Genomic DNA, 25,748 nt, shown 5'->3' on the forward strand with positions numbered 1-25,748 from the left:
CTGCGACCCCCTGGTCCCAAACCAGGTGCACTACCAAGCTGTGCTACTTCCCGCTGTTGCCTTATCTATTATACGGATTTATATATATAAATCAAGTAAAATTTCAAAAATATTTATATTTTTTATATAAATAAAAAAGATCTTATTCTTTTTAGGAATGTAGATCTTTGATAGATGGATTATTTATGATGGCTCCCGTATCTTTAAATGATGATCCATGACAGGGACATTCGTAGTGTTGACCTATTTTTTTTTAAATGACATCCTAGATGAGGACATCTTTTTCCTTTAGTAAAGAGAAAATGATAAAGGACAATACCCATTTGTTTAAAAACGGGGATGAGAGGATATGGACGATATGGTTTAAATCATATCTGATATAATTTTGGCTGCAAGCATTGAAGAAGTAAAGCCCCATTCGTTATATCCTGTAGCAACATATAGATTGTGCGATAAAATGCTGTATTTACCAATATAAGGGATTTGATCAAGTGACATACAATCTTGATTAATCCATCTTTTTACTTCTATTGCTTGAGGAAAATGTGTTGCTACAAATTGTTCAATTTCCTGATAAAGATTTTTTGTACATCCAGTTCTTTTAGATGGACTTACTACAAGTGTATAGTCACCATAACTTCTTAAGGAAAGGGACCATATGCCTCAAGATACATGTTGTCTAGAGGTTTAATGTTTTTATATGCAATAATAGCACTTTTTTGTTGATATAATTTTAAGGGATATAGGCCTTTTATTTTCAAAATTGGATAGTGAGTGGCTACGATGATCATATTTGCTTTAATTTTGTATTGATGTGTATAGGCACTATGGTTTTCTATTTTGATGATGCGTGTATTTTCATATATATTGAGATTTTGTGCTAGACAGTGAATTAATTTTAAGGGATTGATTTGTAATTGATTTTTGAAACCAATCATATAATTATTTTGATATTTTTTAAATAAATAAGGAATTTTTAATTTTTTGTATGCATTTATCTCAGCTTCAAGTTCAGAAATATTTTTACTAAAAATATAGTGATCTTTTATTTCTAAATCAAAATCATATTTTTTGCTTAAGTCTATATATTGATTAAGAGAATATTGCATAGCTTGATAATATAATTGAGCTTTCTTTTTGCTAAGTTTATGATAGATTAAACCATGTTGACTTGTTACTTTAGCTGTAGCGTGACCTGTACTTCCTTGACCGATATGCCTTGCTTCAACAATCGTTATTTTTTTATTTGTATCTTTTAGAAAGTAAGCAGTAAGAATGCCGGTTAAACCACCACCGATAATTAAAATATCAGTAGTGAGATTGTTTTTTAGAGTAGGATATGTTTTGTATGGTTGATACCAAATCGTATTCATATAATCACCATTATTATTCTTAATTAAAATAAAAAAAATATACATATGAGATGTATATTTTATTGAGTTAAATTTTTGCTTGTTTCTTTCACAATATAAATAGGACGTTGTTTACTTTCTAAATAGTCCTTGGTTGTATACTGTCCAATAATTGCAACAAATAACATTTGTAGACCACTTAGAAATAAAATGAGACATACAAGTTTAAAAAATTGTGAAGTATGGAAGACTAACCCAAATAATATAATAACAATAGAAATTATCATAATCATACAACCAATATTTCCAATCCATACAACAGGTGCAGTTGAAAAAGAAAACATACCTTCTAGTGCATAAGAAAAGAGTTGTCTAAAGTTCCATTTGGAATGACCAGCAGCTCTTGCTACATTATGATATTCAATCCATTTAGTATCAAAGCCAACAAAAGAAAATAGACCTTTCATATAACGATTATATTCCTTAAGTTCTAAAATGGCATTGACCATTTGTCTTGACATCATTCTAAAATCTCCAGCGCCATCTGACATATCCATTTTACATATTTTTTGCATGATTTTATAAAAACTATGTGATAAAAAATTACGAAGTTTACCTTCACCAGTGCGATCAACTCTTTTTCCGGCGCAACAATCATAACCTTCCTGATTGACAGCGTGATACATTTCTTTTAGTAAGTAGGGAGGATGTTGTAAATCAGCATCCATGATGACAACATAGTCACCATTAGCTTTTTTTAATCCTGCAAACATAGCGGCTTCTTTACCAAAGTTTCTAGAAAATGAAACGAATTCACAATGCTGATCTTGATTACAAAGAATTCTTAAAAAATCTTTGGTATGATCACTTGAACCATCATCAATAAATAAGATCTCATAGGTAATATTTTTTATTCTTTCTAATGTTTGTTTGACTTGTTGATAAAATAAAGGTAATACTTCTTCCTCGTTAAAACAAGGAACAATGACACTGATTTTATTCATAAATAATTCCCTCCTTTTGGGTAAAAATATGTGTTTTACATAACCAATAATTACTTATAACAGTAACAATACTGACAATGATTTTAGATATCATGTTAGGTATGCTTAATAAATCAATAAATAAGGCTAATGATACATTTTCAATAATTAAGGTAACAAATCTTAATTGTAAAAATGTCCAGAGTTCATTTTTTATACAATTATGTGAATGGAAGACGAATTTGCGATTGCTGATATAAGCAAAAATAACAGCGCCACACCATGCTATTGTATTGGCGAAAAACCAATGCCAATGAATATACAGACATAACCAATAGATTAAGTAATTAACAATCGTTGTACAAATACCGATTATTCCATAATAAATAAATTCTATAATCTTCTTTTTTTCCATAATAAATACCCCCAAATTAATGATGAAATAATTGTTAGCGTAAGCCCCAGTTGTTTACCTGGTGCTTTAAATTCAATAGTAATTTTATGTTTTCCTTTACTGATAGGACATCCTAAAAAAGCTTTGTTTACTATTTCTGGTGTTACTTTTTTACCATCAATGATAATGGTGTATCCTTTTTGATAAGGTAATGAGGTGACAAAATAACCATCTTGATCATGATTGATCGTACCTTTTAAAATTTCATGATCTTGCGTCTTTTTTTGATTTAATGGTGTTAGAGTAGAAAGACGATTCTGTAAAGCGTTTTTATTTAAAGAATAGAAATGTATATTTTTTATTTCATAATTTCCTTTTGAAAAAGTCATTTTTAATGTGTTGAGATTTTTTGATGATAATATATAGGTAAAATGAGTGTTATTGTTATAGTAAATAAAATTCTTTTTAGATAAGGTATTCGTAAGTTGATCTATTTTTATTTTGACTTTTTTGTTAGTATGATTGATGACGTCAAAGTCTACCAAAAGATATGAATTAATATTTTTGTTTAGTTTCATTAGACAAGAACTTTTTTTAGAAGAAAAGATATGATATGTATTTTTCTTTTTATTTATAGTAAGAGATTTTGATTGATGGATGAATTGAGGTGTTAATGATTCTTTTTTGATTTGACTTGTATAAGTGTTATCTTGAGCTTTGCTTACAACAGTACGGTTAAATAATGTATCTAGTGTATAGGGATAATGTAGTTTATTAAAGTTTTTTTCACTTATTAAATCACTTGTACCATAAGCTAAAGGAAAGACGTGTTTATTTTCTAATAAGTAGTAGAATCCTTGTTGATCTTTTATATGATAGCCAGGGTAATCTTTTTCTTTAGAAATAATATTTTGAATGGACATCATTTTTTCAAAAAAGATGTTGGGACTATCGGCGTTAACAGTTCTATTTGTTTGGGATATTGGATTTTTAATGATATCGTAGAAAAAATAATTATAAAGTGAATTACTTGTTGAAGTATAAGAAGATGTTTTATATTCGTTTAAATGATAAATGCGATTACTTGTCTGATAAACATCATCTAAGTCTAGTGTTCGATTATTTAAATTGTTTCTTGAAACAAGGAGTTGTTTATTCTTGTTGAAAACACGATGATATTGTTGAAAGGATAAATAAGATGTATTGGAACTGATAAAAATACTGATGGGAATTAAAAGATAAATAGTTAGTAATTTTGGGTGATGATGGAAATACAGATAGATCAGTAAAGTACACATTATACCATCAATAAAAGCCACTTTCGGTAGTAGACAAAGTAAACTAAGAACAAGAGGTAACCATGCTATTTGCTTTTCATTAAGCCACGAGCAAAGAATATATAAAATAAGTGGTAAACATAATATAAGAATCTTAAAACGAGCATACAGTGTACCGTTAAGGATATAGCTGAATATAGGGAAGATAAAAAAGCAAATAAGCAAGTAAGATAAGTATTTTATTTTTTTAATTTTTGTTCCTTGCCCCAAAGCAATCCAAGTTATAGCCGTTAATCCACAACCATAATGACTATAGAGTAATCCTTTTGGATAAAACTGAGGAATAAATAGTTGAGTAAATGAAATTGCAGATGTTTGTCTTTTGTTTTCTAAAATATAAAGACCAGTAGGCAGCCATAAAAATGAGGCTAACAAGATGCCAAGTAAATTCCAAAGACAAAATTGAAGGCATTCTTTTTTGTTTGGCTTTAAATAGAAAAAATAGATCAAACTCATGATGAGGGCACCAATGCTATAAAAATAACTATGTATTAACATATTAAAAACAATAAGAGGAATCCAATAGTATTTTTTTAAATCAATAACGAGATACATTAAAAATAAAAATGGTAAGATATTAACAAATATGATTTGGCGATGGGTATGGAAAAAGCATAATGCAAAAGTACATAAAATACTTACAAATAAACAAAGTGAACGAGAGAAACATTTATTTCTTAACCAAATATAACAAAGCATACCAGTTAATGACCAAAGTAATAATGCATAACCAATAATAAAATAATAAACAGGGATATTTTTAAACAGATAAGAAATGAGAATATCTGGTCTTAATAACCCATAGTAAGAATAAGCAAATGTATTAGAACCTCCTTGTAAATGGGGTAAAAAATCTGGAATCAGTTGATGGTTTGTATAAAATAGTTCTCTTAAATATTCAGGAACTGTAATATGTTGTGACAACCAATCTATTGATGATCCGTATATTTTTCCATGTGATAGAATTAACGCTAATAAAATTGGAATTAAAAATAAAAGTATTAAGTTTTTTATATCATTTTTTTTCATGCTTCTAGTATGGCATTGAATTCTTAAATATTGGTTTAAATAAATATTAATTTTTTCTAAACTATTTAAGAATTCTTAAGAAAATTCTAAGACGTAATTTAAGAAGTAATTGGTATGCTATCAATTGGAAGGAGAATCTATAATGAAAATAAAATTAATATTAATAATAATGATAGTTATTTCACTTATTCCTTTGCCTGTTCAAGCAAGTGAGGAAAAATCTTTAATGATTGTTGCTCACCCGGATGATGAAACGATATGGGGTGGTAGTCATTTGTTAGAAGGAAAGTATACAGTATTATGCATAACAAATGGGAATAATAAAAAAAGAAAAAAAGAGTTTTTAGAAGCAATGAAAAAAGCAAAGGTCCAAGGGGTTATTTTGAATTATCCAGATAAAACAAAAGGGAAAAGAGATAATTGGAAAAAATGTTATTCAAAGATTAATCAATCTATTAAACAGTATATAGATAGTCAAAATTGGAAACAGGTTGTGAGTCATAATCCAGACGGGGAGTATGGACATATTCATCATAAAATGGTATCTAAAATGGTGACTAAAGTCATGGAACGGGAAAATAAAACGCAACAATTAATTTATTTTGGACGTTATGTAGCGAAGAAGAATAAAAGAAAATTACTCATTAGAAAACCAGTAGCTTTAAAATTGTATGGTAAAAAGAAAACAATGATTCAATGTTATCCATCACAGAAAAAAGTAATGGATCATTTAGGTCATATGCTTCCTTATGAAAATTGGGTGGCTTATTCAAAATGGTAATGGCCGTGATATAATGATAAAAAGGGGGAATTCATATTGAAAGAGCGTATCTTAGTGGCAGATGATAATGGAGAAATTAGAGAAATATTAAAGATATTATTGTCAGGTGAAGGGTATGAAGTAATCGAAGCCAAGGATGGTCAAGAAGTTATAGAATTGTTTGATGAAAATATTGATTTGGTTATTCTTGATATTATGATGCCGTACTTAAATGGTTATCAAACTTGTATGAAATTAAGGGGAAAAAGTAATGTGCCTATTTTCTTTTTAACAGCAAAAGGGATGGATTGTGATAAAACATTAGGTTTTTCTAGTGGTGGTGATGATTATTTAGCAAAACCTTTTTCTTATAGTGAACTTATAGCAAGAGTTAAAGCAATATTAAGAAGATATCGAGTTTATCAAGGAAAAAATCATGAAATAGTTGAAGAAAAATTACTACAACGAAAAGACTTGGTTTTAGATTGCCGGCATGGACAAGTAGAGATAAGAGGTAAAAAAATAGAACTTACAGATATTGAAATGAATATTTTATCGTTGTTGATGAATAATCCAAAGCAGATTTTTTCTGCAGAAGATCTTTATGAAAAAGTCTGGCATGAACCTTATTATTACTCTGCTAATAATACGATTATGGTACATATTCGCAATTTAAGAAAGAAAATAGAAAAAGATCCTGCTAATCCTTGTTATATAAAGACAGTATGGGGAAAGGGTTATTGTTTTGATTAAGAAAATAAGATGTTTTTATTTATCTTTTTTATTGTTTTGTTTATGTTTCTTTTCCATTTATTCTTTAAGATTGTATGTCTATGATTTTATTCATGATACATATGGGTATAGTGATACGTTAAATAAAGATGAAATAAAAAAGATAAAAAAATATTTAAAAAAAGCTAAACAAGAGAAATTGACACTTACGCAAAAGTCTATAGATTTAAATGCCTTAATTACAAAAGGAAGTTATCAGCTAGTATGGCGTGATGTAGATAAATCAGGAAACGTTAAAGATTCATGGATATCGTTTAATGGACAGGTTCCATCAAAACATATTCAAAAATATAAAATAATAATTAGTATAGAGAAGCATAGTTTTGTTGAATGGATGCCATTGTTTGAACATTATTATTTTTATTATCGTATTTTTGATTTTTTAGTGAGTATTTTTTTGATTGTTTTATTTAATAAATATATACATCATTCGAAGTTATACTTATTTATTAGAAATCATCTTCAATTAAAAACATATTATTCTTTATCGTCTAAAATGGCGATGACATTTTTGATTTCAACGTGTTTTGTTTTTGGTTCTTTTGCTTTTCTTTATTATCATCGCTCATCTGTGTTTGAATTTGTAATGGATACATTTTATCAAAGTGAAAACTATGATGATTGTGCTCATCATATAATGGAAGAAGTAAGAGAAATTGATTTTACCAAAGACAATAAAAATCAAATTCAACAAGTTATAAAAAAATATGTACCACATCACGCTATGGTTTATATTTATGATCAAGATGGAGTATACTTTACAGGTAAAACAGCACCTTTATTAAAACAAAATTCTATTGTTGGTGATCATGATCAAGAGGATATTATGGATACGCCTTTATACTATACTTATGCTTTATCATTAAAAGAGCAACATGCTACTCTTATCATTACATCTTTTCCCTTAATGGAATATTTTATTCCTTATTTAATTGTTATATTATTTATTTCTTTTTCCTTTTATTTCATGTTTTTTCAAGAATTTATCAAGAAAAGAATGAATGCTATCCAAAATCTACAAAAAGATGTTTTTTGTTTGGCTCAGGGAGATTGGCAACATGAAGTGAGCATAGATGATTTAGATGAAATAGGGTTACTAGCACAAGAATTAAATACAATGAGGAAAGCTTTTTTACTCAGTCAAGAAAATGAACAAGTAGCTAAAAAAGCAAATCGGGAATTAATTAGTTCTTTATCACACGATTTAAGGACGCCTCTTACTACTTTAAAAGGATATTTAGAAATTGTTCAACTAGAAAAAGAAAGCGAAGAGAAACGTAAAGAATATTTACAACGATGCTTAAATAAAGTAGAAGAAATTAGTGATTTATCAAATAAAATGTTTGAATATACGCTGGTTTTTTCAACTGAAGATCAAATCAAGTTAGAGCCATTGTCTACTGAAAGCATTCAAATGATGATTCAAGATCATATTCAGTATTTAAGAGAATTGGATTTACATGTAAATGAATGTTTATGGGATAAAGAACATTTTATTTATGGTAATACTATGTTGATACAAAGAATTTTAAATAATATTTTTTCTAATATTCAAAAATACTGTGATCCATGGCAAGACATTATAGTACAAACATTCGTTGAAAAAGAGTCATATAAAATGTGTTTTACTAATACAATTAATCAAAAACTTGATAAAGTAGAAAGCAATGGAATTGGACTAAAAGGTGTCGAAAAGATGGTCAAGATGCAAAAGGGAACATTTTATAAAAAAGATGTTAATGATCTATTTATTATTGTGATTACAATACCTTTGCATAAAAGTTATTCACAAAAAAGTGAATAACTTGTGCGTTATGTGAATAAAAGACTTGCGTTATTGGCAAGTCTTTTTACATTGGGGCTGAAATGCGGGATTAAAAGCGTAATAATTACTAGAATCTAAGTGACATTTAACGTATTCAAGTGCTTCTGCAAATCTTTGATAATGGACAATTTCTCGTTGTCTTAAGAAAGTAATGACTTTATTGACTTCTTCGTTTTGACTTAATGTCAAAATATTATCATAAGTGACTCTGGCTTTTTGCTCAGCTGCCATATCTTCTGTTAAATCAGCAATTGGATCACCAACGGATTGGAAAGTTGCGCTACTAAATGGAACACCAGCACTATTAACAGGATAAATTCCTAGAGTATGATCTGTAAAATAGGCATCTAAACCACTTTCTTTAATATCTTTAGGACAAGCTCCCTTGGTTAATTGATAAAAAAGAGTACTAATCATTTCAACGTGTGCTAGTTCTTCTGTTCCTATATCTGTCAATAACGCTTGGATATTAGGGAAAGGCATGGTAAATCTTTGACATAAATAACGTAAAGCAGCACCTAATTCTCCATTCGGTCCACCTAATTGTGAAATAACAATTTTTGCGGTAGGTAAATCTGGTTCGGTGATATTTATTGGAAATTGCAATCGTTTTTCATAGCACCACATGTGTTTTCCCCTCCATCCCATGGAAATGGTTCATTAATATATTGGTTGAGATTGGCACATTGACGATTTGTTAGTGCACCACCACGTTGAATAAAGGCTTGTTTTAATCTTTGAAGACGACAGCAGGCTTCTTGATAATAGCGCATGGCTTCTTGATCACAAGGGTGAGTATCTAAAAATAAACAAACGTCATTGACACAAAAATCTAATTTACTAATTTCTAAAAGCATCTCATTCATGACATGACCCCCAAGGTTTATCTAAATCTTTAAAGATAGTTCCTCGACAAAATGCAATATTTGATGGATAAATATTTTCAAAACATTGTATTTTAATTGATGAAATTGTTAATTCTAAGCAATTCATATTTTTCCTCCTTCAAAATTAGAATATGTTATATTTTTGTAATATTTTAGGTTTTATACCTATAAAAATTGAAGAAAAGACTTGCTTATAATGAAAAAGCATGTTATATTGATTAGGCATTGGATTTGGCTCGTTGGAGAAACGGTTAACTCACATGCCTTTCACGCATGCATTCACGGGTTCGAATCCCGTACGAGTCACCAAAAAATAGGGGTATAGTTCAATGGTAGAATACCGGTCTCCAAAACCGTTGATGTGGGTTCGACTCCTACTACCCCTGCCATTAGAAATCAAATCCTGATTATTCAGGATTTTTTTATACTATAAATATTGTATGTTTATGATATTTATGACATAATCATTCAATGGTTGAAAGGAGAAAGTATTGATGATATCAACACAAAATGTTTCTTTACGATATGGTGATCGTGCATTATTTGAAAATGTTTCGGTTAAATTTACTGAAGGAAATTGTTATGGAATTATTGGTGCTAATGGTGCTGGTAAATCTACTTTTTTAAAAATTTTATCTGGTGAAATTGAACCTAATAAAGGGGAAGTTGTCATTGAACCAAATAAAAGACTTTCTGTTTTAAAACAGGATCATTTTGCTTTTGATGATAATAAAGTAGTAGAAACGGTTATAATGGGTAATAAACGTTTATATGAAATTATGCAAGAAAAAGAAAAACTATATGCTAAACCAGATTTTAATGATGAAGATGGAATTCGTTTAGGTGAATTAGAAGGCGAATTTGCTGATATGGACGGATGGAATGCAGAAGCAGATGCTGAAACAATGCTTAATGGTTTAGGAATTACTTCACAATATCATGATTTATATATGAAAGATTTAGACGGTAATCAAAAAGTAAAAGTTTTATTAGCTCAAGCATTGTTCGGTGATCCTGATATTTTATTATTAGATGAACCAACAAACCACTTAGATTTAAAAAGTATTACTTGGTTAGAAAACTTTTTACTTAACTTTAAAAATACGGTTATTGTGGTAAGCCATGACCGTCATTTTCTAAATAAAGTGTGTACCCATATTGCAGATATTGACTATAGTAAAATTCAATTATATGTAGGAAATTATGATTTTTGGTATGAATATAGTCAAATGCAAATTCAACAAGCCAAAGATGCTAATAAAAAGGCAGAAGCAAAGAAAAAAGAATTAGAAGAGTTTATTGCTCGTTTTAGCGCTAATGCTTCTAAAGCAAAGCAAGCTACATCGAGAAAAAAATTATTAGATAATTTAGAAATGGTAGATGTTAAGCCATCTCTTAGAAGATATCCTTTTATTGGCTTTAAACCAGCAAGAGAAGTAGGAAATATCGTTTTAAATGTAGAAAATTTAACTAAAGTTGTTGATGGAAAACCATTATTAAATCATGTATCTTTTTCAATTATGCCAAAAGATAAAGTGGCTTTTGTAGGTGATGATAAAGCAACAGAAGCCTTCTTTAAAATTATTATGGGTGAAGATGATGATTATGAAGGTGAATTTAAATGGGGTGTAACAACATCACAATCATATTTTCCTAAAGATAATTCAAAATATTTCAATGATTGTGATTTATCATTAGTAGATTGGTTAAGACAATTTACAGATGGTAATGTTTATGAACAAGATTTAAGAGGATGGCTTGGAAGAGTTTTATTCTCTGGTGAAGAAGCATTAAAAAAAGCATCTGTTTTATCTGGAGGAGAAAAAGTAAGATGTATGCTTGCTAAAATGATGATGGAAGATGCCAATGTTTTGGTTTTTGATGAACCAACAAACCATTTGGACTTAGAATCTATTCAAGCATTAAATCAAGGTTTAATTCAATTTAAAGAAAATATTTTATTTACTTGTCATGACCACCAATTTGTTCAAACAGTAGCAAATAGAATTATTGAATTTAATGAAGAAGGAATTATTGATCGTTTATCATCATATGATGAATATTTAGAATATAAAGAACAATTAGAGGCTGCTTAGCCTCTTTTTTTAATTTGCTTCATATTTGGATTGAAAAAAAGTTATTGATTTGTTAAAATTTTGTAAATAATAGAGGAGGGATGAGGTTGGAATTATCTTTTACAAAAATGGAAGGGATAGGTAATGATTATATTTATGTTGATGGTATCAATCAAGATGTACCTATGAACCCAGAATTTATTAAAAAAATTTCAGATCGTCATTTTGGAATAGGCAGTGATGGAATGATTGTTATTCTTCCATCTGATAAGTATGATTTTAAAATGAGAATGTTTAATCTTGATGGTAGTGAGGGAATGATGTGTGGTAATGGAATTCGCTGTTTTGCTAAATTCTGCTATGATCATCATTTAACTGAAAAGACTTATCTGCAGATTGAAACAAAGTCTGGATTAAGAACAGTAGAATTAATTTTTGAAGATAATCAAGTTGTCGGGGCAAAGGTTGATATGCAAGAGCCAATTACAACTTGTAAAGAAATACCTGTTTTGTTTAATCAGGATAAAATGATTAATCAACCTGTTGATATTCAAGGAAAAACATATCATCTTACAGCTATTTCTATGGGAAATCCTCATGTTATTACGTATGTAGATGATCTTACACATTTACCTTTAGAAAAAGTGGGACCAGTTTTTGAATATCATCCTATGTTTCCTGAATCGGTCAACACTGAATTTGTTGAAGTTGTAAATGATCATTATTTAAAAATGCGTGTTTGGGAAAGAGGCAGTGGTGAAACAATGGCTTGTGGAACAGGAGCGTGTGCTGTCATGTATGCAAGCTATTTAAACGGTTATTGTCAATCTAAAGCAACAGTAGAACTTTTAGGGGGTTGTTTAGAGATTGAATATCGTGATGGACATATTTTCATGTCGGGACCAGCTACTACTGTTTTTGAAGGAAAAATTAAAATTTAAGGAGAATGAGAATGCTAAATAGTGCAGAAGAAATTATTAAGTTTATTGGTGATGCTAAAAAACAAACACCAGTAAAAGTTTATCTAAAAGGTCATGATTTACCTGAAGTAGATACATTTAAAATGTTTGGTGATGACACAAATAAAGTATGTATAGGTGACTTAGATTTAATTCAAGCCTATATGGAAGAAAATAAAGATAAAATCAAAGATTCTTATCTAGAACAAGATCGTCGTAATAGTGCAATTCCATTGTTAGATATGAGAAATATCAATGCTCGTATTGAACCAGGATGCTTTATTCGTGAACATGTATCTATTGGTGATAATGCCGTTATTATGATGGGTGCTGTCATTAATATTGGTGTTAAAATTGGCGAAGGTACGATGATTGATATGGGTGCTGTTTTAGGAGGACGTGTTGAAGTAGGAAAACATTGTCACGTTGGAGCAGGTGCTGTGTTAGCAGGAGTTATTGAACCACCTAGTGCTTCACCAGTTGTATTAGAAGATGATGTATTAATCGGAGCTAATGCTGTTGTTATTGAAGGGGTGCATATTGGTAAAGGCGCTGTTGTTGGTGCTGGAAGTATTGTTACTCAGGATGTTCCAGCAGGAGCTGTTGTTGTGGGAAATCCAGCAAGAATTGTAAAAGAACAAAAAGATGAAAAAACTGAAGGTAAAACTCAGTTAATGGATGATTTACGTAAAATTTAGGTGATGATATGGAAACACTTGAAGAGTCAGTTTGTCGTTGGCGTAAAGAATTGCATCAGATTCCAGAAATTGGTTTTCATGAAAAAAAGACAGTTCATTATTTAGAGCATGAATTAAAAGAAATGGGATATCACCCAGAATATATTTTGGAAACCGGATTATGTATATTCTTAGATTATGGAAAAAACGCATCTATTGCTTTTAGAAGTGATATCGATGGATTAAAAATCAAAGAAGAAACACATTGTGCATTTGCAAGTCATCATGATGGATATATGCATGCATGTGGTCATGATGGACATATGGCAGCTTTGTTAGGACTAGCCAAAAAATTAAAAGAAAACAATGATTATCCATATAATATTGTTTTAATTTTTCAACCTGGTGAAGAAGTATGCGATGGGGCTAAAAAAGTGATTGAAACAGGTATTTTTGAAAAATACTGTATAAAAGCTATTTTTGGAATGCATATGTTCCCAGATGTAGAGGAGGGAATGATTGCTTGTCGTAAAGGTCCTTTAATGGCAGAAAGTGGTGAATTGGATGTGACTGTTCATGGAAAAAGTGCTCACGCTGGGAAATATCATGAAGGTATTGATTCGATTGTTATTGCGAGTCAATTGATTAGTAATTATCAAAGTATTATTTCAAGAATGGTATCACCGATGGAACCGGCTGTGTTAAATATTGGTTATATTCAAGGTGGAACAGTGCGTAATATTGTAGGTAGTCAAACTGTATTTAATGGTACAGTAAGAACCTACAGTGAAGCTGTTTTTGATCGAATTGTAAAAGCAATGGAAGGATTTAATAAAGGATGTGAAGAATCCTATGGATGTAAAATAGATTTTATGTGCCATCCTTTTAATCCACCTGTATTAAATGATGCTTATTTGTATAATCAGGTAAAAACATTAGCAGGAAATGATTACATTGAGTTAGAAGAACCGGTTATGCTTGCTGAAGATTTTTCGCATTATCAAAAAGTAGTGCCTGGTGTATTCTTTTATCTTGGGACAAGAACTCATGAGTTTAATTCTGGATTACATACTGCTTCTTTTCAATTTAATGAAAAAATATTAATTAAAGCAGTTGATTTATATTATAAAATTGCGACATTTTTAGATTTGGGGGAATAATAATGAGTCAATATTATGATAGAGCACAAGATGCCCTTTTACACGCTTATGGTCGTTTTGATATTACTTTTGATCATGGACAAGGAGTTCATTTGTATGATGTTAATAATAAAGAATATTTAGATTTTTATTCGGGAATAGGGGTTAACTCATTTGGAACAGCTTATCTTGAATATGTAGAAGCTTTACAAAATCAATTACATCGTTTAATGCACGTTTCTAATTATTTTAATACAGTAGAAACAATTGAAGCAGCTGAACTCGTTACACAAGCGACACATTTATCACAAGTTTTCTTTACTAATTCTGGTGCTGAGGCTACTGAAGGAGCTTTAAAACTAGCACGTAAGTATTATTATCTAAAACATAAAAAAGCAGATAGTGAGATTATTTCTTTTATGAGTTCTTTTCATGGAAGAACAACAGGTTCTGTTACATTAACAGGAAATCCACATTATCAAGAAGCATTTGGTCCTTTAATAAATGGCGTTAAATATGCAACATTTAACGATTTGCAAAGTGTTAAAGAATTAATTAATGATAAAACAGCTGCTATTATTGTTGAACCAGTTCAAGGTGAGGGTGGTGTTCATGTTTGTACAAAAGAATTTTTAACAGGACTTAGAGATTTATGTGATCAGCACGATATTGCTTTGATTTTAGATGAGGTTCAATGTGGTATGGGACGTACCGGAACGATCATGACTTATTTCCAATATGATATTTTACCTGATATTGTATGTCTTGCTAAAGGAATTGGTGCTGGTTTTCCGATGGGGGCTTTTGTAGCTAATGATAAATTTGCTAAAGCAATGGAACCTGGAGATCACGGAAGTACATATGGTGGTAATCCTATGGCTGGTTGTGCATGTAAAACTGTGTTTACTTTATTAAAAGAAAAAGATATGTTACAACACGTAAGAGATATTTCAGAATATGTTATTGAAAAACTTGATGATTTAAAAGAAAAACATTCTTGTATTTTAGAAAGAAGAGGTCTTGGATTAATGATTGGTCTTGAATTTGATCAACCAGTAAAACCATTACTTCAAGAATGTTTAGATCAAGGGCTTATAGTTATTAATGCTGGTGCCAATGTGTTAAGAATGTTACCACCATTTATTATAGAAGAATCAGATGTTGATCATATGATTGATATTTTAGATCAAGCAATTTGTAAAATTTATGAGTAAAACCGAAAGGTTTTACTTTTTTTAAAAGAAAAATCATAAAAAAAAACATATATAATATTAGGAGGTATTATATATGTCAAAATATCCAATTTTTAAACAAGATGATGAGACAAGTTGTGGTGTTTATTGTATTAAAATGATTTTAAATTATTTTCATTTTGATGATGAAATCATCAATATTAAAAGAAAATGTCGTTTAACGCATCAAGGAGTTACGGTATATGGTATGATTGAATGTTTAAAAAGTTATCATATTGATGCTAAAGCGTATAAAATTGAATTTAAGGATTTATTTCATGAGGTACATCAGCCTGTTATTTTGCATTTATATCGTGATAATTTATATCATTATGTTGTTTTATATCAGGTAAATGATCGCTATTTTTTAATAGGGGACCCTGGAGATGGGTTAATTAAAATGTCTTACGAACAACTCCATGAACAATTTACTGGGGTTATGATTGATATTTATCATGTGGGACGATCACCTTTAAAATGTAAAACAGAAACGTTTAAGAATTTTATATTATCTCATTTAAAACATCATTATTCTAGTATTATATCTTTGAGTGTAAAATCACTTTGTATTACTGGCATGATGTTATTATTATCTTATTATTATCGTTTACTTATTGATTATTTTGTTAAAAAATCATTTCTTTTCATTATTATTTTTTCAATTGGCGTTTTTGTTGTGTTTTTAGTCAAGCAATTATTGTTTTTTTATCAACAAAAAGAAACAATTGAATTAAAGAACAAATTAGATCAATATTATTTAATTCGTACTTTAAAGAATCTTGTGTATATAGATGTTGATCAATTTTATATGTATCAAGAAGGACAGTTTATAACTCAGGTACAGTATTTAGAAAAACTCAGTCAATTTTTTATTGAATTGTATCGAGTTTTATTTATTGATGTTTTAATGGTTATTTCTTTATTGTTTTTAGTTATGTTTCTACATCAATCGTTATTTGTTGTAATATTCATTTTCATGGTAGGGTACTTTGTACTTTTTTATTACATTGCTCGTCAACTTAATCAATATGATAAGCAAATTATGTCAAAAAAAGAACAAAGACAACAACAATTATTAGAATATTATCATAATTTTTTTAATACAGCTCAATTTTCTATGAAGAAAATGATGAAGAATAAAACGCATCATTTTCAACAATCTTATCTTTTATCGCAAATAGACAAAGATCGAAAGATAAATCAATATCATATATATTTAGAAATATGGATGCAACTGATGATTATGGTTGTAATGGTTTTAGGAACAAATTTATTAAAAAAACATATTTTCAGCGTTGGAGAAATGATGTTTGTTTATATGCTTATTTCTTATTTACTCAATCCGATGATGGATATTGTTTCTTTGATTGTTGAATTTGAAGAAATTAAAATTATTTTTGAAAAATATAAAGAAATGATACCTAGGATTCAATCAAAGAAAAGAAAGATTCGTCATATAAAAGAAATACAGATAGATTGTTTAACTTTTAGTTATGGATATAGTCAACCTTTATTTGATAAATATAATTTACATATAGATCATTCATTAGTTATTCAAGGTAGTACGGGTGCTGGAAAATCAACACTATTAAAAATAATCAGTGGACAATTGCAACCAGTTAGGGGAACAATAAAAATAAATGGGTATGATTTAGCTGATCTTGATAAAAGAAGTTTTTATAAATGTTTAAAATACCTTGATAAAACGCCCCATTTTTATCAAGATACGCTTCAATATAATTTATTGCTTGATCAATATGATAAAGCTAAAATGTTTGAGTTATTAACATATTTTTGTTTAGATAGTCTTATTTCCTGCCTAGAACAAGTGGTGGATTATCAAGGAGGTTTTTTATCTTCGGGGCAAAGACAGTTAGTTATGATAATAAGAGCTTTGCTTTCAAAACCTGATGTCTTGATTTTAGATGAAGCTTTTAGCCATGTTGACTATGATAGAATTCAATTATTACTAGATTATTTGACAAATCAAAAGATGATTGTGATTATTGTGGATCATCGCATAAAGTTGATGAACAACAATTATGACTGTGTTATAATTGACGTAGAACATAGGAAATGAGGATAAATATGGAAGTAGATTTAATGGTAATTAATGAAGTACCAACTTTTGATGGAACTTATCAAGATGTTTATAAAAATATTGTTGATGAAGCGATTAAACAATTAGATATTAAAGAAGATATTGAGTTATCGGTTATCTTTGTTGATGATCAGCGTATTCATGAAATTAATAAAGAATATCGACATATTGATCGTGCAACTGATGTTATTTCTTTTGCATTAGAGGATAATGAACAATTTTATGTACCAGGAATGCCAAGAGAATTAGGCGATATTTTTATTTCAGTTGATCATGCAAAAATGCAGGCTGAAGAATATGGACATAGTGTTTATCGAGAAATGTGTTTTTTATTTACTCATGGTTTATTACATTTGTTAGGATTTGATCATATGGAACCAGATGATGAAAAGGAAATGATTCAAAAACAAAAAGATATTTTGAATGCATTATCAATTGAAAGAAAATAAGGTGGTGAATACATGTTTAAATCAGGATTTGTAAGTATAGTAGGTCGTCCTAATGTTGGAAAATCTACACTATTGAATACGATTTTGAAAACAAAGTTAGCTATTATGTCAGATGTAGCGCAAACCACAAGAAATACTATCCAAGGTATTTATACTGACAAGGAAGCTCAGATTATTTTTATGGATACACCTGGCATTCATAAGCCACAAGATAAATTAGGTAACTTTATGAATACAACAGCACTAAATAGTATTTTTGGTGTAGATCTTGTTTTATTTATTGCTCCGGCTAATGAAACAATAGGACGTGGTGATCGTTTTATTATTGAAAGATTAAAGGAAGCAGATGGACCTGTATTCTTAGTACTCAATAAATGTGATTTGGTAAGTAAAGAAGAATTAGCGAATAAATTGAATGAATGGAAGAGTTTATTTGACTTTAAAGAAATAATTCCCATAAGTGCCAAAGATAATAATAATGTTGATACAATGCTTAATTTGGTAAAAAATGAGTTACATGAAGGAATGATGTATTATCCAAGTGATCAAATGACGGATCATCCTGAAAGATTTGTTTTAGCTGAATTTATTCGTGAGAAGATTTTATATTTTACACGTGATGAAGTGCCTCATAGCGTAGCGATTGTGGTAGAAAGAATGAAAGAATTAGAAGATGGTAGTGTAGAAGTCATTGCTACTATTGTCGTGGATCGCAATAGTCAAAAAGGGATCATTGTAGGAAAACAGGGGTCAATGATTAAGAAGATAAGAGTTAACGCTCAAAGAGAAATGAAACGCTTTTTACAAACAACAGTTCATTTAGAATTATTTGTTAAAGTTGAGCGTGATTGGCGTAATAAACAAAAATATTTAAAAGAATTCGGTTATAACGAAGATGACTATTAAAAAAGAAGAAGTTGTAGCTAAAGGAATTGTTTTAACGAGTAAGCCTTATAAAGAAAGTGATGCTTTAGTTACGGTATATTTTAAAGAATATGGGAAAATGACTTTAATTGCTAGGGGAGTAAAGAAAATTAAAAGTAAAAATGCATCAGCATTGATGCCACTTACTTATTCCGAAATTACTTTTATTCCTAGGGTAGGTCTTTCAACTTTAGTAAAAGCGTCATCTCAATGTTTTTATCGTTATATTAAAGAAGATTTATTTTTAGAGGCATATGCAAGTTATTTTGTTGAATTTATTATTCGTAATGAGTCGGATAATTTACCGGATGCCAATATCTTTAATTATCTAAAACAATCATTAGATTTATTAGAGCAAGGTTATGTGCCACAACTTATTTATTTGCTTTATAATGTCTTCGTATTAAAGCAAATAGGATCACCGCTTATGGTAGATGCTTGTAGTCAATGTGGTCGCACTGATCATATAGCGGGTATTAGTTTTCAAGGTGGTGGTTTTGTATGTAGTCATTGTCTTAGCCCTTATGATTATCGTTTGAATAAGGACCAACTTAAACAATTTAGACATTTACACAAAATAGATATTCAGCATATAGATAACCTAAAAATAGATGAGGCTTATTATCCGGATTTTATTAAGATAATGGATCGTTTTATTGATGAATATTCTGGAATTGTTTTTCGAAGTAGAAAATTTATAAGACAAATTTCAAAATTATGACAAAAATAAAATTTTTGTCTTTTTTTGTATACATTTTTTGACTATAATAGAGGGTAAATAGGAAGGGAATTTTTTTATGTCGCAATTTTTACCAATGAATCGTCAAGAAATGGAAGAAAGAGGTTGGCAAGAAGCTGATTTTGTTTACATTTGTGGTGATGCTTATGTTGATCACCCATCGTTTGGTGCAGCTATTATTTGTCGTACTTTAGAAGCTCATGGTTTTAAGGTGTGTTTTTTGGCACAACCTGACTGGCACAATATTGATGAATTTAAACAATTTGGCAAGCCAAGGTTAGGTTTTTTGATTTCTTCTGGGAATATTGATTCAATGGTAAATCATTATACAGTATCAAAAAAGAGAAGACATAAAGATTTATATACTCCCGGTGGTGAAGGGTTTAAAAGACCGGATAGGGCTGTTATTGTTTATAGTCAAATGGCACATCAAGCCTTTCATGACGCTAATATAATTATTGGTGGAATTGAGGCAAGTCTTCGTCGTTTAGCTCATTATGACTATTGGAGTGACAAAGTAAGAAAATCTATTATTATTGATGCTAATGCAGATTTACTTTTATATGGAATGGGTGAAAATAGTATTGTTGAGGTTGCAGAAGCGTTAGATAGTGGTTTAGAAATTAAATATTTAACATATCTAGATGGTACTGTTTTTAAAACTAAAAATATTGAAGATGCTCATGACTATATTATGCTTCCTAGTTATGAAGAAATATGTGTGTCAAAGAAAAAATATGCTGAGTCATTTCATGTTCAGTATTTAAACACGGATCATTTTAATGCTAAAACATTGGTTGAACCATACCAAGGATGGTATGTTGTTCAAAATAGACCTAATCGTCCTTTAACACAACGTGAATTCGATCGAGCATATTCGTATGATTATAATCGTACTTATCATCCTAGCTATCAGCATGTTCCCGCTATTGATGAAGTTAAGTTTTCTTTGATTTCAAATAGGGGATGCTTTGGTTCTTGTAATTTTTGTGCTCTAGCATTTCACCAAGGAAGAATTGTCCAAACACGTAGTCATGAATCAATCATATCTGAGGCTAACAAAATGGTATGGGATCCAGATTTTAAAGGCTATATTCATGATGTAGGGGGTCCTACAGCTAACTTTAGAGCACCTGCTTGTAAAAAACAAATGAAACATGGCGCTTGTCCAACTAAACAGTGTTTATGGCCTAAAGCTTGTCAAAATTTACAAGTAGATCATTTAGATTATCAAAAATTACTTAGTGATTTATCAACTTTACCAAACGTAAAGAAAGTATTTGTACGTTCAGGAATTCGCTATGATTATTTGATGTATGATAAAAATGATAGTTTTTTTAGAGATTTAGTTCAAAATCATATATCCGGTCAATTAAAAGTTGCGCCAGAACATATTAGTGATCATGTTTTAGATAAAATGGGTAAACCTCGTAGAGGCTTATATGAAAAATTTGTTGATAAATATTATGCGTTGAATAAAGAATATGGAAAAAATCAATTTTTGGTTCCTTATTTAATGTCTTCACATCCAGGTTGTCGATTAGAGGATGCTATTGAGTTAGCAGAATATTTAAGAGATATCCATCATCAACCTGAGCAAGTTCAAGATTTTTACCCAACTCCAGGAACTTTGTCTACAACAATGTACTATACAGAATTAGACCCTCGTGATATGACACCTGTATACGTACCAAAAACCCCAAAAGAAAAAGCAATGCAAAGAGCGTTGATTCAATATCGAAACCCTAAAAATTATGATTTAGTGTATGAAGCTTTGTGTAAGGCACACCGAACGGATTTAATAGGTTATTCAAAGAAATGTTTAATTCGCCCCAAAAGTAAAAATCGTTATCAAAATAGAAAACCTGATCGTTTTTCAAAGAAAAGAGGTCATGTTAAATGAAAACAACAGAAACTTATACTTCCTCTTCAGCAACCCATGTTAAATTTGATCTTTATGTTCCTAATGTTATATTAAGATATAAGGGGATTGTTCAAATACATCATGGCATGGGAGAATATTCAGACTGGTATCAAAAATTTGCTGAATTTATTTCTAATGATGGTTATATTGTGGTAGTGAGTGATTTTCCAGGTCATGGAACATCTTTGAATAATTTTGAACAGGGTTATTTCGGTTATGGTGATTCAATTGAAACTTTAGTTGAAGATATGCAAAGATTAAGAAATATCATTTCGAGTCGTTATCCAGAATTACCCTATTTTATGATTGGTAATCAATTTGGATCGTTGGTTCTAAGAAAATATATGGCAAGTTATGGAGATTTTATTCAAGGAGCTATTTTAATTGGAACGGCAGGTCCTAGACATGGCTTGTTCTTAGCTAAGTTATTAATTGAGTTAGATATTTTATTTAAAGGAAATATGCATCATTCTAGAACGATGAGACGGTTTGTACATGATTTTTGGATAAAAGGATTTTCAAAAAGAAACTATAAAACACAAGATCAAACACAATTAAAAAAGTATATTGATGATCCGATGACAGATTTTATTTATACTAATCAGGCCTATTTAGATATTCTAAAATATTTAAAGGGTGTCAATGAAATTGAAGAAATAGATAAAATACCAACATATTTATCAATATTTATTATTTCTGGTAAAAAAGATGCATTTGGTAAAAAAGGTAAAGGACCACTATGGTTATATAAACATTTAAAACAAAAACATATAAAAGATTTAACGTATCATCTTTACGAAAGTGACTATCAAGATATCTTACATGAAGTAAATAGGAAAGAAGTTTATCATGATGTTATACAATGGCTAAATCAGCACACATACATATAAATAGTACCCTTATAATTGGTTGACAAAGACCTACTATAAGGGTATTTTTATTGTACATAAAAACGTATATATAAAAAGATAGGACTTGGAGGGCCAAGTCCTTCTTCGATATATAGGGATAGAAGGAGATAAATATGGCAAATAAAGATATGGATAAAATTGTTAATCATGCAAAATCAACTGGTTTTGTTTACCAAGGATCTGAAATCTATGACGGTCTTGCTAATACATGGGATTTTGGACCATTAGGAGTAGAAATGAAAAATAATATTAAACAATTATGGTGGAAAAGATTTATTCAAGAATCACCATATAATGTTGGTTTAGATTCAGCAATCTTTATGAATCCAAAGGTATGGAAAGCGAGTGGACATGTTGATGGCTTCTCTGATCCATTGATTGATTGTAAAGAATGTAAAACACGTCATCGTGCTGATAAATTAATCGAAGCATATGATCCAGATGTACATAGTGAAGGTTGGACAAATAAACAAACAATGGACTATATTAAAGAACATCATATTGTTTGTCCACAATGTGGGAAAAGCAATTTTACTGATGTTAGACAGTTCAAATTAATGTTTGAAACACATATGGGTGTAGTAGAAGATGATAAATCTGTTGTTTATTTACGTCCAGAAACTGCACAAGGTATTTTTGTCAATTTTAAAAATATTCAAAGAACATCACGTAAAAAAATTCCTTTTGGAATTGGTCAAATTGGGAAATCATTTAGAAATGAAATTACTCCAGGTAACTTTATTTTTAGAACAAGAGAATTTGAACAAATGGAAATTGAATTCTTCTGTAAACCTGATACAGATTTAGAATGGTTTGCATATTGGAAAGACTATTGTCAAAAATTCTTATATGATTTAGGGTTAAATAAAGAAAATCTTCGTTTTAGAGACCACGAAAAAGAAGAATTATCATTCTACTCAAAAGCAACATGTGATGTTGAATATAAATTCCCATTTGGATGGGGAGAATTATGGGGTATTGCCGATCGTACAGATTACGATTTATCTCGTCATATGGAATACTCAAAGAAATCTTTAGAATATCTTGATCCTCAAACAAATGAAAAGTATATTCCTTATGTCATTGAACCTTCTGTCGGGGCAGATCGTTTATTCTTGTCTGTTTTCTGTGATAGTTATCAAGAAGAAACATTAGAAAATGGTGAAACAAGACAAGTTATGAAATTACACCCAGCAGTTGCACCATATAAAGTTGCTGTTTTACCACTTACTAAAAAACAAAGTGATAAGGCTGAAGAAGTTTATGCAATGTTAGCTAAACATTTTTCAGTTGAATATGATGTGTCTGGACAAATTGGGAAACGTTATCGTAGACAAGATGCCATTGGTACACCATATTGTGTTACTGTTGACTTTGATAGTTATGATGATCAAGCTGTAACAGTACGTGATCGTGATACAATGGAACAAATCCGTTTACCAATAGATCAATTAGTAGATTATATCAGCGATAAGATTGCATTTTAAAAAAGGAGGCAATCATGCCAAGACTCACACCTGAAAAGATCAATGAAATTAGAAGTAGCGTAGATATTGTTGATGTGATTGGAAATTATTTACCATTAGAAAGAAAAGGACGTAATTATATGGCAGTATGTCCTTTTCATAATGATACACATCCTTCAATGTCGATTTCTCCTGAAAAACAAATTTATAAATGTTTTGTTTGTCATCACGGAGGTAATGTTTTTACTTTCTTAAAGGATTATTTGAAAATATCATATATTGAAGCAGTGAAAATGGTCGCTGAAATGGGACATGTTGATATTCATGAATTTGATTTTCCTGAAAAAAAAGTACAGGTTGACAAAGAAAAAGAGCCGTTTTATTTAATGCATGAAGAAGCAAATAAAATTTATCGTCATTATTTAAATACTAAGTTAGCTATTGGCGCAAATGATTATTTAAATGATCGACAGATGACACAAGATATTATTGATTATTTTGAAATTGGTTATGCACCTGATAAAAATATCTTATTAAATGCTTTTGAAAAATTAGGTTATAACAAAATGCAGGCTTTTGCTTCAGGCTTAGTGATTGAATCAAATCAAGGTTATGATCGTTATCATGATCGAATTATGTTTCCTCTCCATAATAGTGATGGGAGAATTGTTGGATTTAGTGGGCGTATATATAAACAAAATAATCACGAATCTAAATATATGAATTCACCTGAATCTAAAATATTTATTAAAGGTGAAACTTTATATAATTATCATCGTGTAAAAGAAGCGGTTCGTGAAGAAAATGCAATTATTGTTTTAGAAGGATTTATGGATGTCATAGCGTTGTATAAAATAGGTATTAAAAATGCTGTGGCTATTATGGGAACGGCACTTACAAAAGGACATCTTCATCTTTTAAGACGTTATACAAAAAATATCATATTATGTTTGGATGGTGATCGTGCTGGAAAAAGTGCAATGATGAAATGCATTGACGAACTTATTCCTGCTGGTTTTCAAGTATCGGTAGTTGCTATTCCTGATAATAAAGATCCAGATGAATATATTAAAGATAAAGGAAAAGAAGAATTTATTCATTTATTGAAAAATCCATTGTCTGCAGTTTCTTTTAAAATGAATTATTTTTATGAAGATATGAATAAAGATAATTATGAAGATAGAAGAAAGTATTTGCAGACAATGGTTGAAATTATCGCTAGAATTGATGATTTTGTTGATCGTGATTATTATGTGGGTCAATTAGAAAATAAATCTGGATTTTCTAAAGAGATAATTTATAATTTACTAAATCAACAGCATCATGAAGAAATACCGCAACATCAAGAAATACAACATATTTCTTATAAGCAAACTCAAAAAATGGTAGATAAGTACCAAAAAGCAGAACGGGATTTATTGTATTATATGATGTTGGATAAAAAATATGCAGCAATGTATGAAGCAAAGGCAGGATTTATGTTTGATCATATTAATCGAATTATTGCTTCTTACATTATTGATTATTATCGGCAACATCAATTTATGCAAATTGCTGACTTAATCAGTAGTATTGATGATGATCAAATTGTGCAAACTATTATTGATATTGCTTCTTTAAATTTACCTAGAGAAAGTAATAATCAGGCAATTGAAGATTATATATTAATGATTAAAGAAAGAGCAAAGATAGAAAGAAAAGAAGAATTAACAAGATCATTAGTGGAGACTTATGATCCTAAACAAAAAGCACAAATTTTGGCTGAAATTATAGCTTTAACAGAAAAGGAGTAG

25 protein-coding genes and 2 tRNA genes are annotated in these 25,748 nt (G+C 29.7%); 18 read left to right on the forward strand and 9 right to left on the reverse strand.

The window, feature by feature from the left end; genetic code table 11:
- Positions 1–151: 151 nt before the first annotated feature.
- From DW911_RS11355 to DW911_RS08320, 6 genes are all read right to left on the reverse strand, one after another.
- A complete protein-coding gene (locus tag DW911_RS11355) occupies positions 152–247 on the reverse strand; it encodes a Rieske 2Fe-2S domain-containing protein (protein WP_118432478.1) in 96 nt (31 codons plus the stop codon).
- Between the two features lie 116 nt (positions 248–363).
- Complete coding sequence (locus tag DW911_RS11260; RefSeq protein WP_118432337.1) at positions 364–660, reverse strand: FAD-dependent oxidoreductase; 297 nt, start codon at positions 658–660, stop codon at positions 364–366.
- Positions 642–1,373, reverse strand: coding sequence for an NAD(P)/FAD-dependent oxidoreductase (locus tag DW911_RS08305; RefSeq protein WP_158568179.1), 732 nt, complete (start codon positions 1,371–1,373; stop codon positions 642–644). The genes DW911_RS11260 and DW911_RS08305 overlap by 19 nt, the downstream gene beginning before the upstream one ends.
- Before the next feature lie 59 nt (positions 1,374–1,432).
- Positions 1,433–2,356 carry a glycosyltransferase family 2 protein gene (locus tag DW911_RS08310; protein WP_118432341.1) on the reverse strand — a complete coding sequence of 308 codons (924 nt, stop codon included), beginning with the start codon at positions 2,354–2,356 and terminating at the stop codon, positions 1,433–1,435.
- On the reverse strand, positions 2,349–2,750 hold the full coding sequence (locus tag DW911_RS08315) for a GtrA family protein (RefSeq protein WP_233541834.1): 402 nt from the start codon (positions 2,748–2,750) through the stop codon (positions 2,349–2,351). Before DW911_RS08315 ends, DW911_RS08310 begins: the two co-directional genes overlap by 8 nt.
- Entirely contained in the window at positions 2,729–5,095 is a 2,367-nt protein-coding gene (locus DW911_RS08320; RefSeq protein WP_118432343.1) for a YfhO family protein, read from the reverse strand. The genes DW911_RS08315 and DW911_RS08320 overlap by 22 nt, the downstream gene beginning before the upstream one ends.
- Before the next feature lie 142 nt (positions 5,096–5,237).
- Here DW911_RS08320 and DW911_RS08325 point away from each other — a divergent pair, with 142 nt between their 5' ends.
- Genes DW911_RS08325 through DW911_RS08335 form a run of 3 tightly spaced genes read left to right on the forward strand, consistent with a single transcriptional unit; the run spans position 5,238 to position 8,451 of the window.
- Positions 5,238–5,876, forward strand: a complete 639-nt coding sequence (locus DW911_RS08325; protein ID WP_118432345.1) for a PIG-L family deacetylase — start codon at positions 5,238–5,240, stop codon at positions 5,874–5,876.
- Between the two features lie 36 nt (positions 5,877–5,912).
- Positions 5,913–6,608 carry a response regulator transcription factor gene (locus DW911_RS08330; protein ID WP_118432347.1) on the forward strand — a complete coding sequence of 232 codons (696 nt, stop codon included), beginning with the start codon at positions 5,913–5,915 and terminating at the stop codon, positions 6,606–6,608.
- The gene (locus tag DW911_RS08335) at positions 6,601–8,451 is read left to right on the forward strand and encodes a HAMP domain-containing sensor histidine kinase (protein WP_118432349.1); all 1,851 of its coding nucleotides are present in this window, start codon (positions 6,601–6,603) and stop codon (positions 8,449–8,451) included. Before DW911_RS08330 ends, DW911_RS08335 begins: the two co-directional genes overlap by 8 nt.
- A 30-nt stretch (positions 8,452–8,481) precedes the next feature.
- Here the strand turns inward: DW911_RS08335 and DW911_RS08340 are convergent, their stop codons facing one another.
- Genes DW911_RS08340 through DW911_RS08350 form a run of 3 tightly spaced genes read right to left on the reverse strand, consistent with a single transcriptional unit; the run spans position 8,482 to position 9,465 of the window.
- On the reverse strand, positions 8,482–9,099 hold the full coding sequence (locus DW911_RS08340) for a manganese catalase family protein (RefSeq protein ID WP_118432351.1): 618 nt from the start codon (positions 9,097–9,099) through the stop codon (positions 8,482–8,484).
- Positions 9,063–9,338, reverse strand: coding sequence for a spore coat protein CotJB (locus tag DW911_RS08345; RefSeq protein WP_118432353.1), 276 nt, complete (start codon positions 9,336–9,338; stop codon positions 9,063–9,065). Before DW911_RS08345 ends, DW911_RS08340 begins: the two co-directional genes overlap by 37 nt.
- Positions 9,331–9,465: a spore coat associated protein CotJA gene (locus DW911_RS08350; RefSeq protein WP_118432355.1), complete on the reverse strand. Its 135-nt coding sequence runs from the start codon at positions 9,463–9,465 to the stop codon at positions 9,331–9,333. Before DW911_RS08350 ends, DW911_RS08345 begins: the two co-directional genes overlap by 8 nt.
- 127 nt (positions 9,466–9,592) lie before the next feature.
- Here DW911_RS08350 and DW911_RS08355 point away from each other — a divergent pair.
- From DW911_RS08355 to dnaG, 15 genes are all read left to right on the forward strand, one after another.
- Positions 9,593–9,668 (forward strand) — tRNA-Glu (locus DW911_RS08355).
- Between the two features lie 6 nt (positions 9,669–9,674).
- Positions 9,675–9,748 (forward strand) — tRNA-Trp (locus DW911_RS08360).
- 105 nt (positions 9,749–9,853) lie between these two features.
- Entirely contained in the window at positions 9,854–11,455 is a 1,602-nt protein-coding gene (locus DW911_RS08365) for an ABC-F family ATP-binding cassette domain-containing protein (RefSeq protein WP_118607699.1), read from the forward strand.
- A gap of 86 nt (positions 11,456–11,541) precedes the next feature.
- Positions 11,542–12,375, forward strand: a complete 834-nt coding sequence (gene dapF, locus DW911_RS08370; protein WP_199669468.1) for a diaminopimelate epimerase — start codon at positions 11,542–11,544, stop codon at positions 12,373–12,375.
- An 11-nt stretch (positions 12,376–12,386) separates the two neighbouring features.
- Positions 12,387–13,091, forward strand: a complete 705-nt coding sequence (gene dapD / locus DW911_RS08375) for a 2,3,4,5-tetrahydropyridine-2,6-dicarboxylate N-acetyltransferase (RefSeq protein WP_118432361.1) — start codon at positions 12,387–12,389, stop codon at positions 13,089–13,091.
- An 8-nt stretch (positions 13,092–13,099) separates the two neighbouring features.
- Entirely contained in the window at positions 13,100–14,230 is a 1,131-nt protein-coding gene (locus tag DW911_RS08380) for a M20 metallopeptidase family protein (protein WP_118432363.1), read from the forward strand.
- A gap of 2 nt (positions 14,231–14,232) precedes the next feature.
- The gene (locus DW911_RS08385) at positions 14,233–15,423 is read left to right on the forward strand and encodes an aspartate aminotransferase family protein (RefSeq protein WP_118607701.1); all 1,191 of its coding nucleotides are present in this window, start codon (positions 14,233–14,235) and stop codon (positions 15,421–15,423) included.
- 73 nt (positions 15,424–15,496) lie between these two features.
- Complete coding sequence (locus DW911_RS08390; RefSeq protein ID WP_118607702.1) at positions 15,497–17,521, forward strand: cysteine peptidase family C39 domain-containing protein; 2,025 nt, start codon at positions 15,497–15,499, stop codon at positions 17,519–17,521.
- A gap of 8 nt (positions 17,522–17,529) precedes the next feature.
- On the forward strand, positions 17,530–17,991 hold the full coding sequence (gene ybeY, locus DW911_RS08395) for an rRNA maturation RNase YbeY (RefSeq protein WP_118432368.1): 462 nt from the start codon (positions 17,530–17,532) through the stop codon (positions 17,989–17,991).
- A 12-nt stretch (positions 17,992–18,003) separates the two neighbouring features.
- A complete protein-coding gene (gene era / locus DW911_RS08400; protein WP_118432370.1) occupies positions 18,004–18,897 on the forward strand; it encodes a GTPase Era in 894 nt (297 codons plus the stop codon).
- Positions 18,887–19,636 (forward strand): DNA repair protein RecO, encoded by a 750-nt coding sequence (recO, locus tag DW911_RS08405; RefSeq protein WP_118432372.1) that lies wholly within the window; start codon positions 18,887–18,889, stop codon positions 19,634–19,636. Before era ends, recO begins: the two co-directional genes overlap by 11 nt.
- A gap of 76 nt (positions 19,637–19,712) precedes the next feature.
- Positions 19,713–21,557 (forward strand): YgiQ family radical SAM protein, encoded by a 1,845-nt coding sequence (locus DW911_RS08410; protein WP_118432374.1) that lies wholly within the window; start codon positions 19,713–19,715, stop codon positions 21,555–21,557.
- Positions 21,554–22,468, forward strand: a complete 915-nt coding sequence (locus DW911_RS08415) for an alpha/beta fold hydrolase (protein WP_118607703.1) — start codon at positions 21,554–21,556, stop codon at positions 22,466–22,468. The genes DW911_RS08410 and DW911_RS08415 overlap by 4 nt, the downstream gene beginning before the upstream one ends.
- 134 nt (positions 22,469–22,602) lie before the next feature.
- Complete coding sequence (locus DW911_RS08420; protein WP_118432378.1) at positions 22,603–23,976, forward strand: glycine--tRNA ligase; 1,374 nt, start codon at positions 22,603–22,605, stop codon at positions 23,974–23,976.
- A gap of 14 nt (positions 23,977–23,990) precedes the next feature.
- Positions 23,991–25,748 (forward strand): DNA primase, encoded by a 1,758-nt coding sequence (gene dnaG / locus DW911_RS08425; RefSeq protein ID WP_118432380.1) that lies wholly within the window; start codon positions 23,991–23,993, stop codon positions 25,746–25,748.

Origin of the sequence: Erysipelatoclostridium sp. AM42-17, assembly GCF_003480255.1 — a bacterium.
Lineage (GTDB): Bacteria > Bacillota_I > Bacilli_A > Erysipelotrichales > Coprobacillaceae > Faecalibacillus.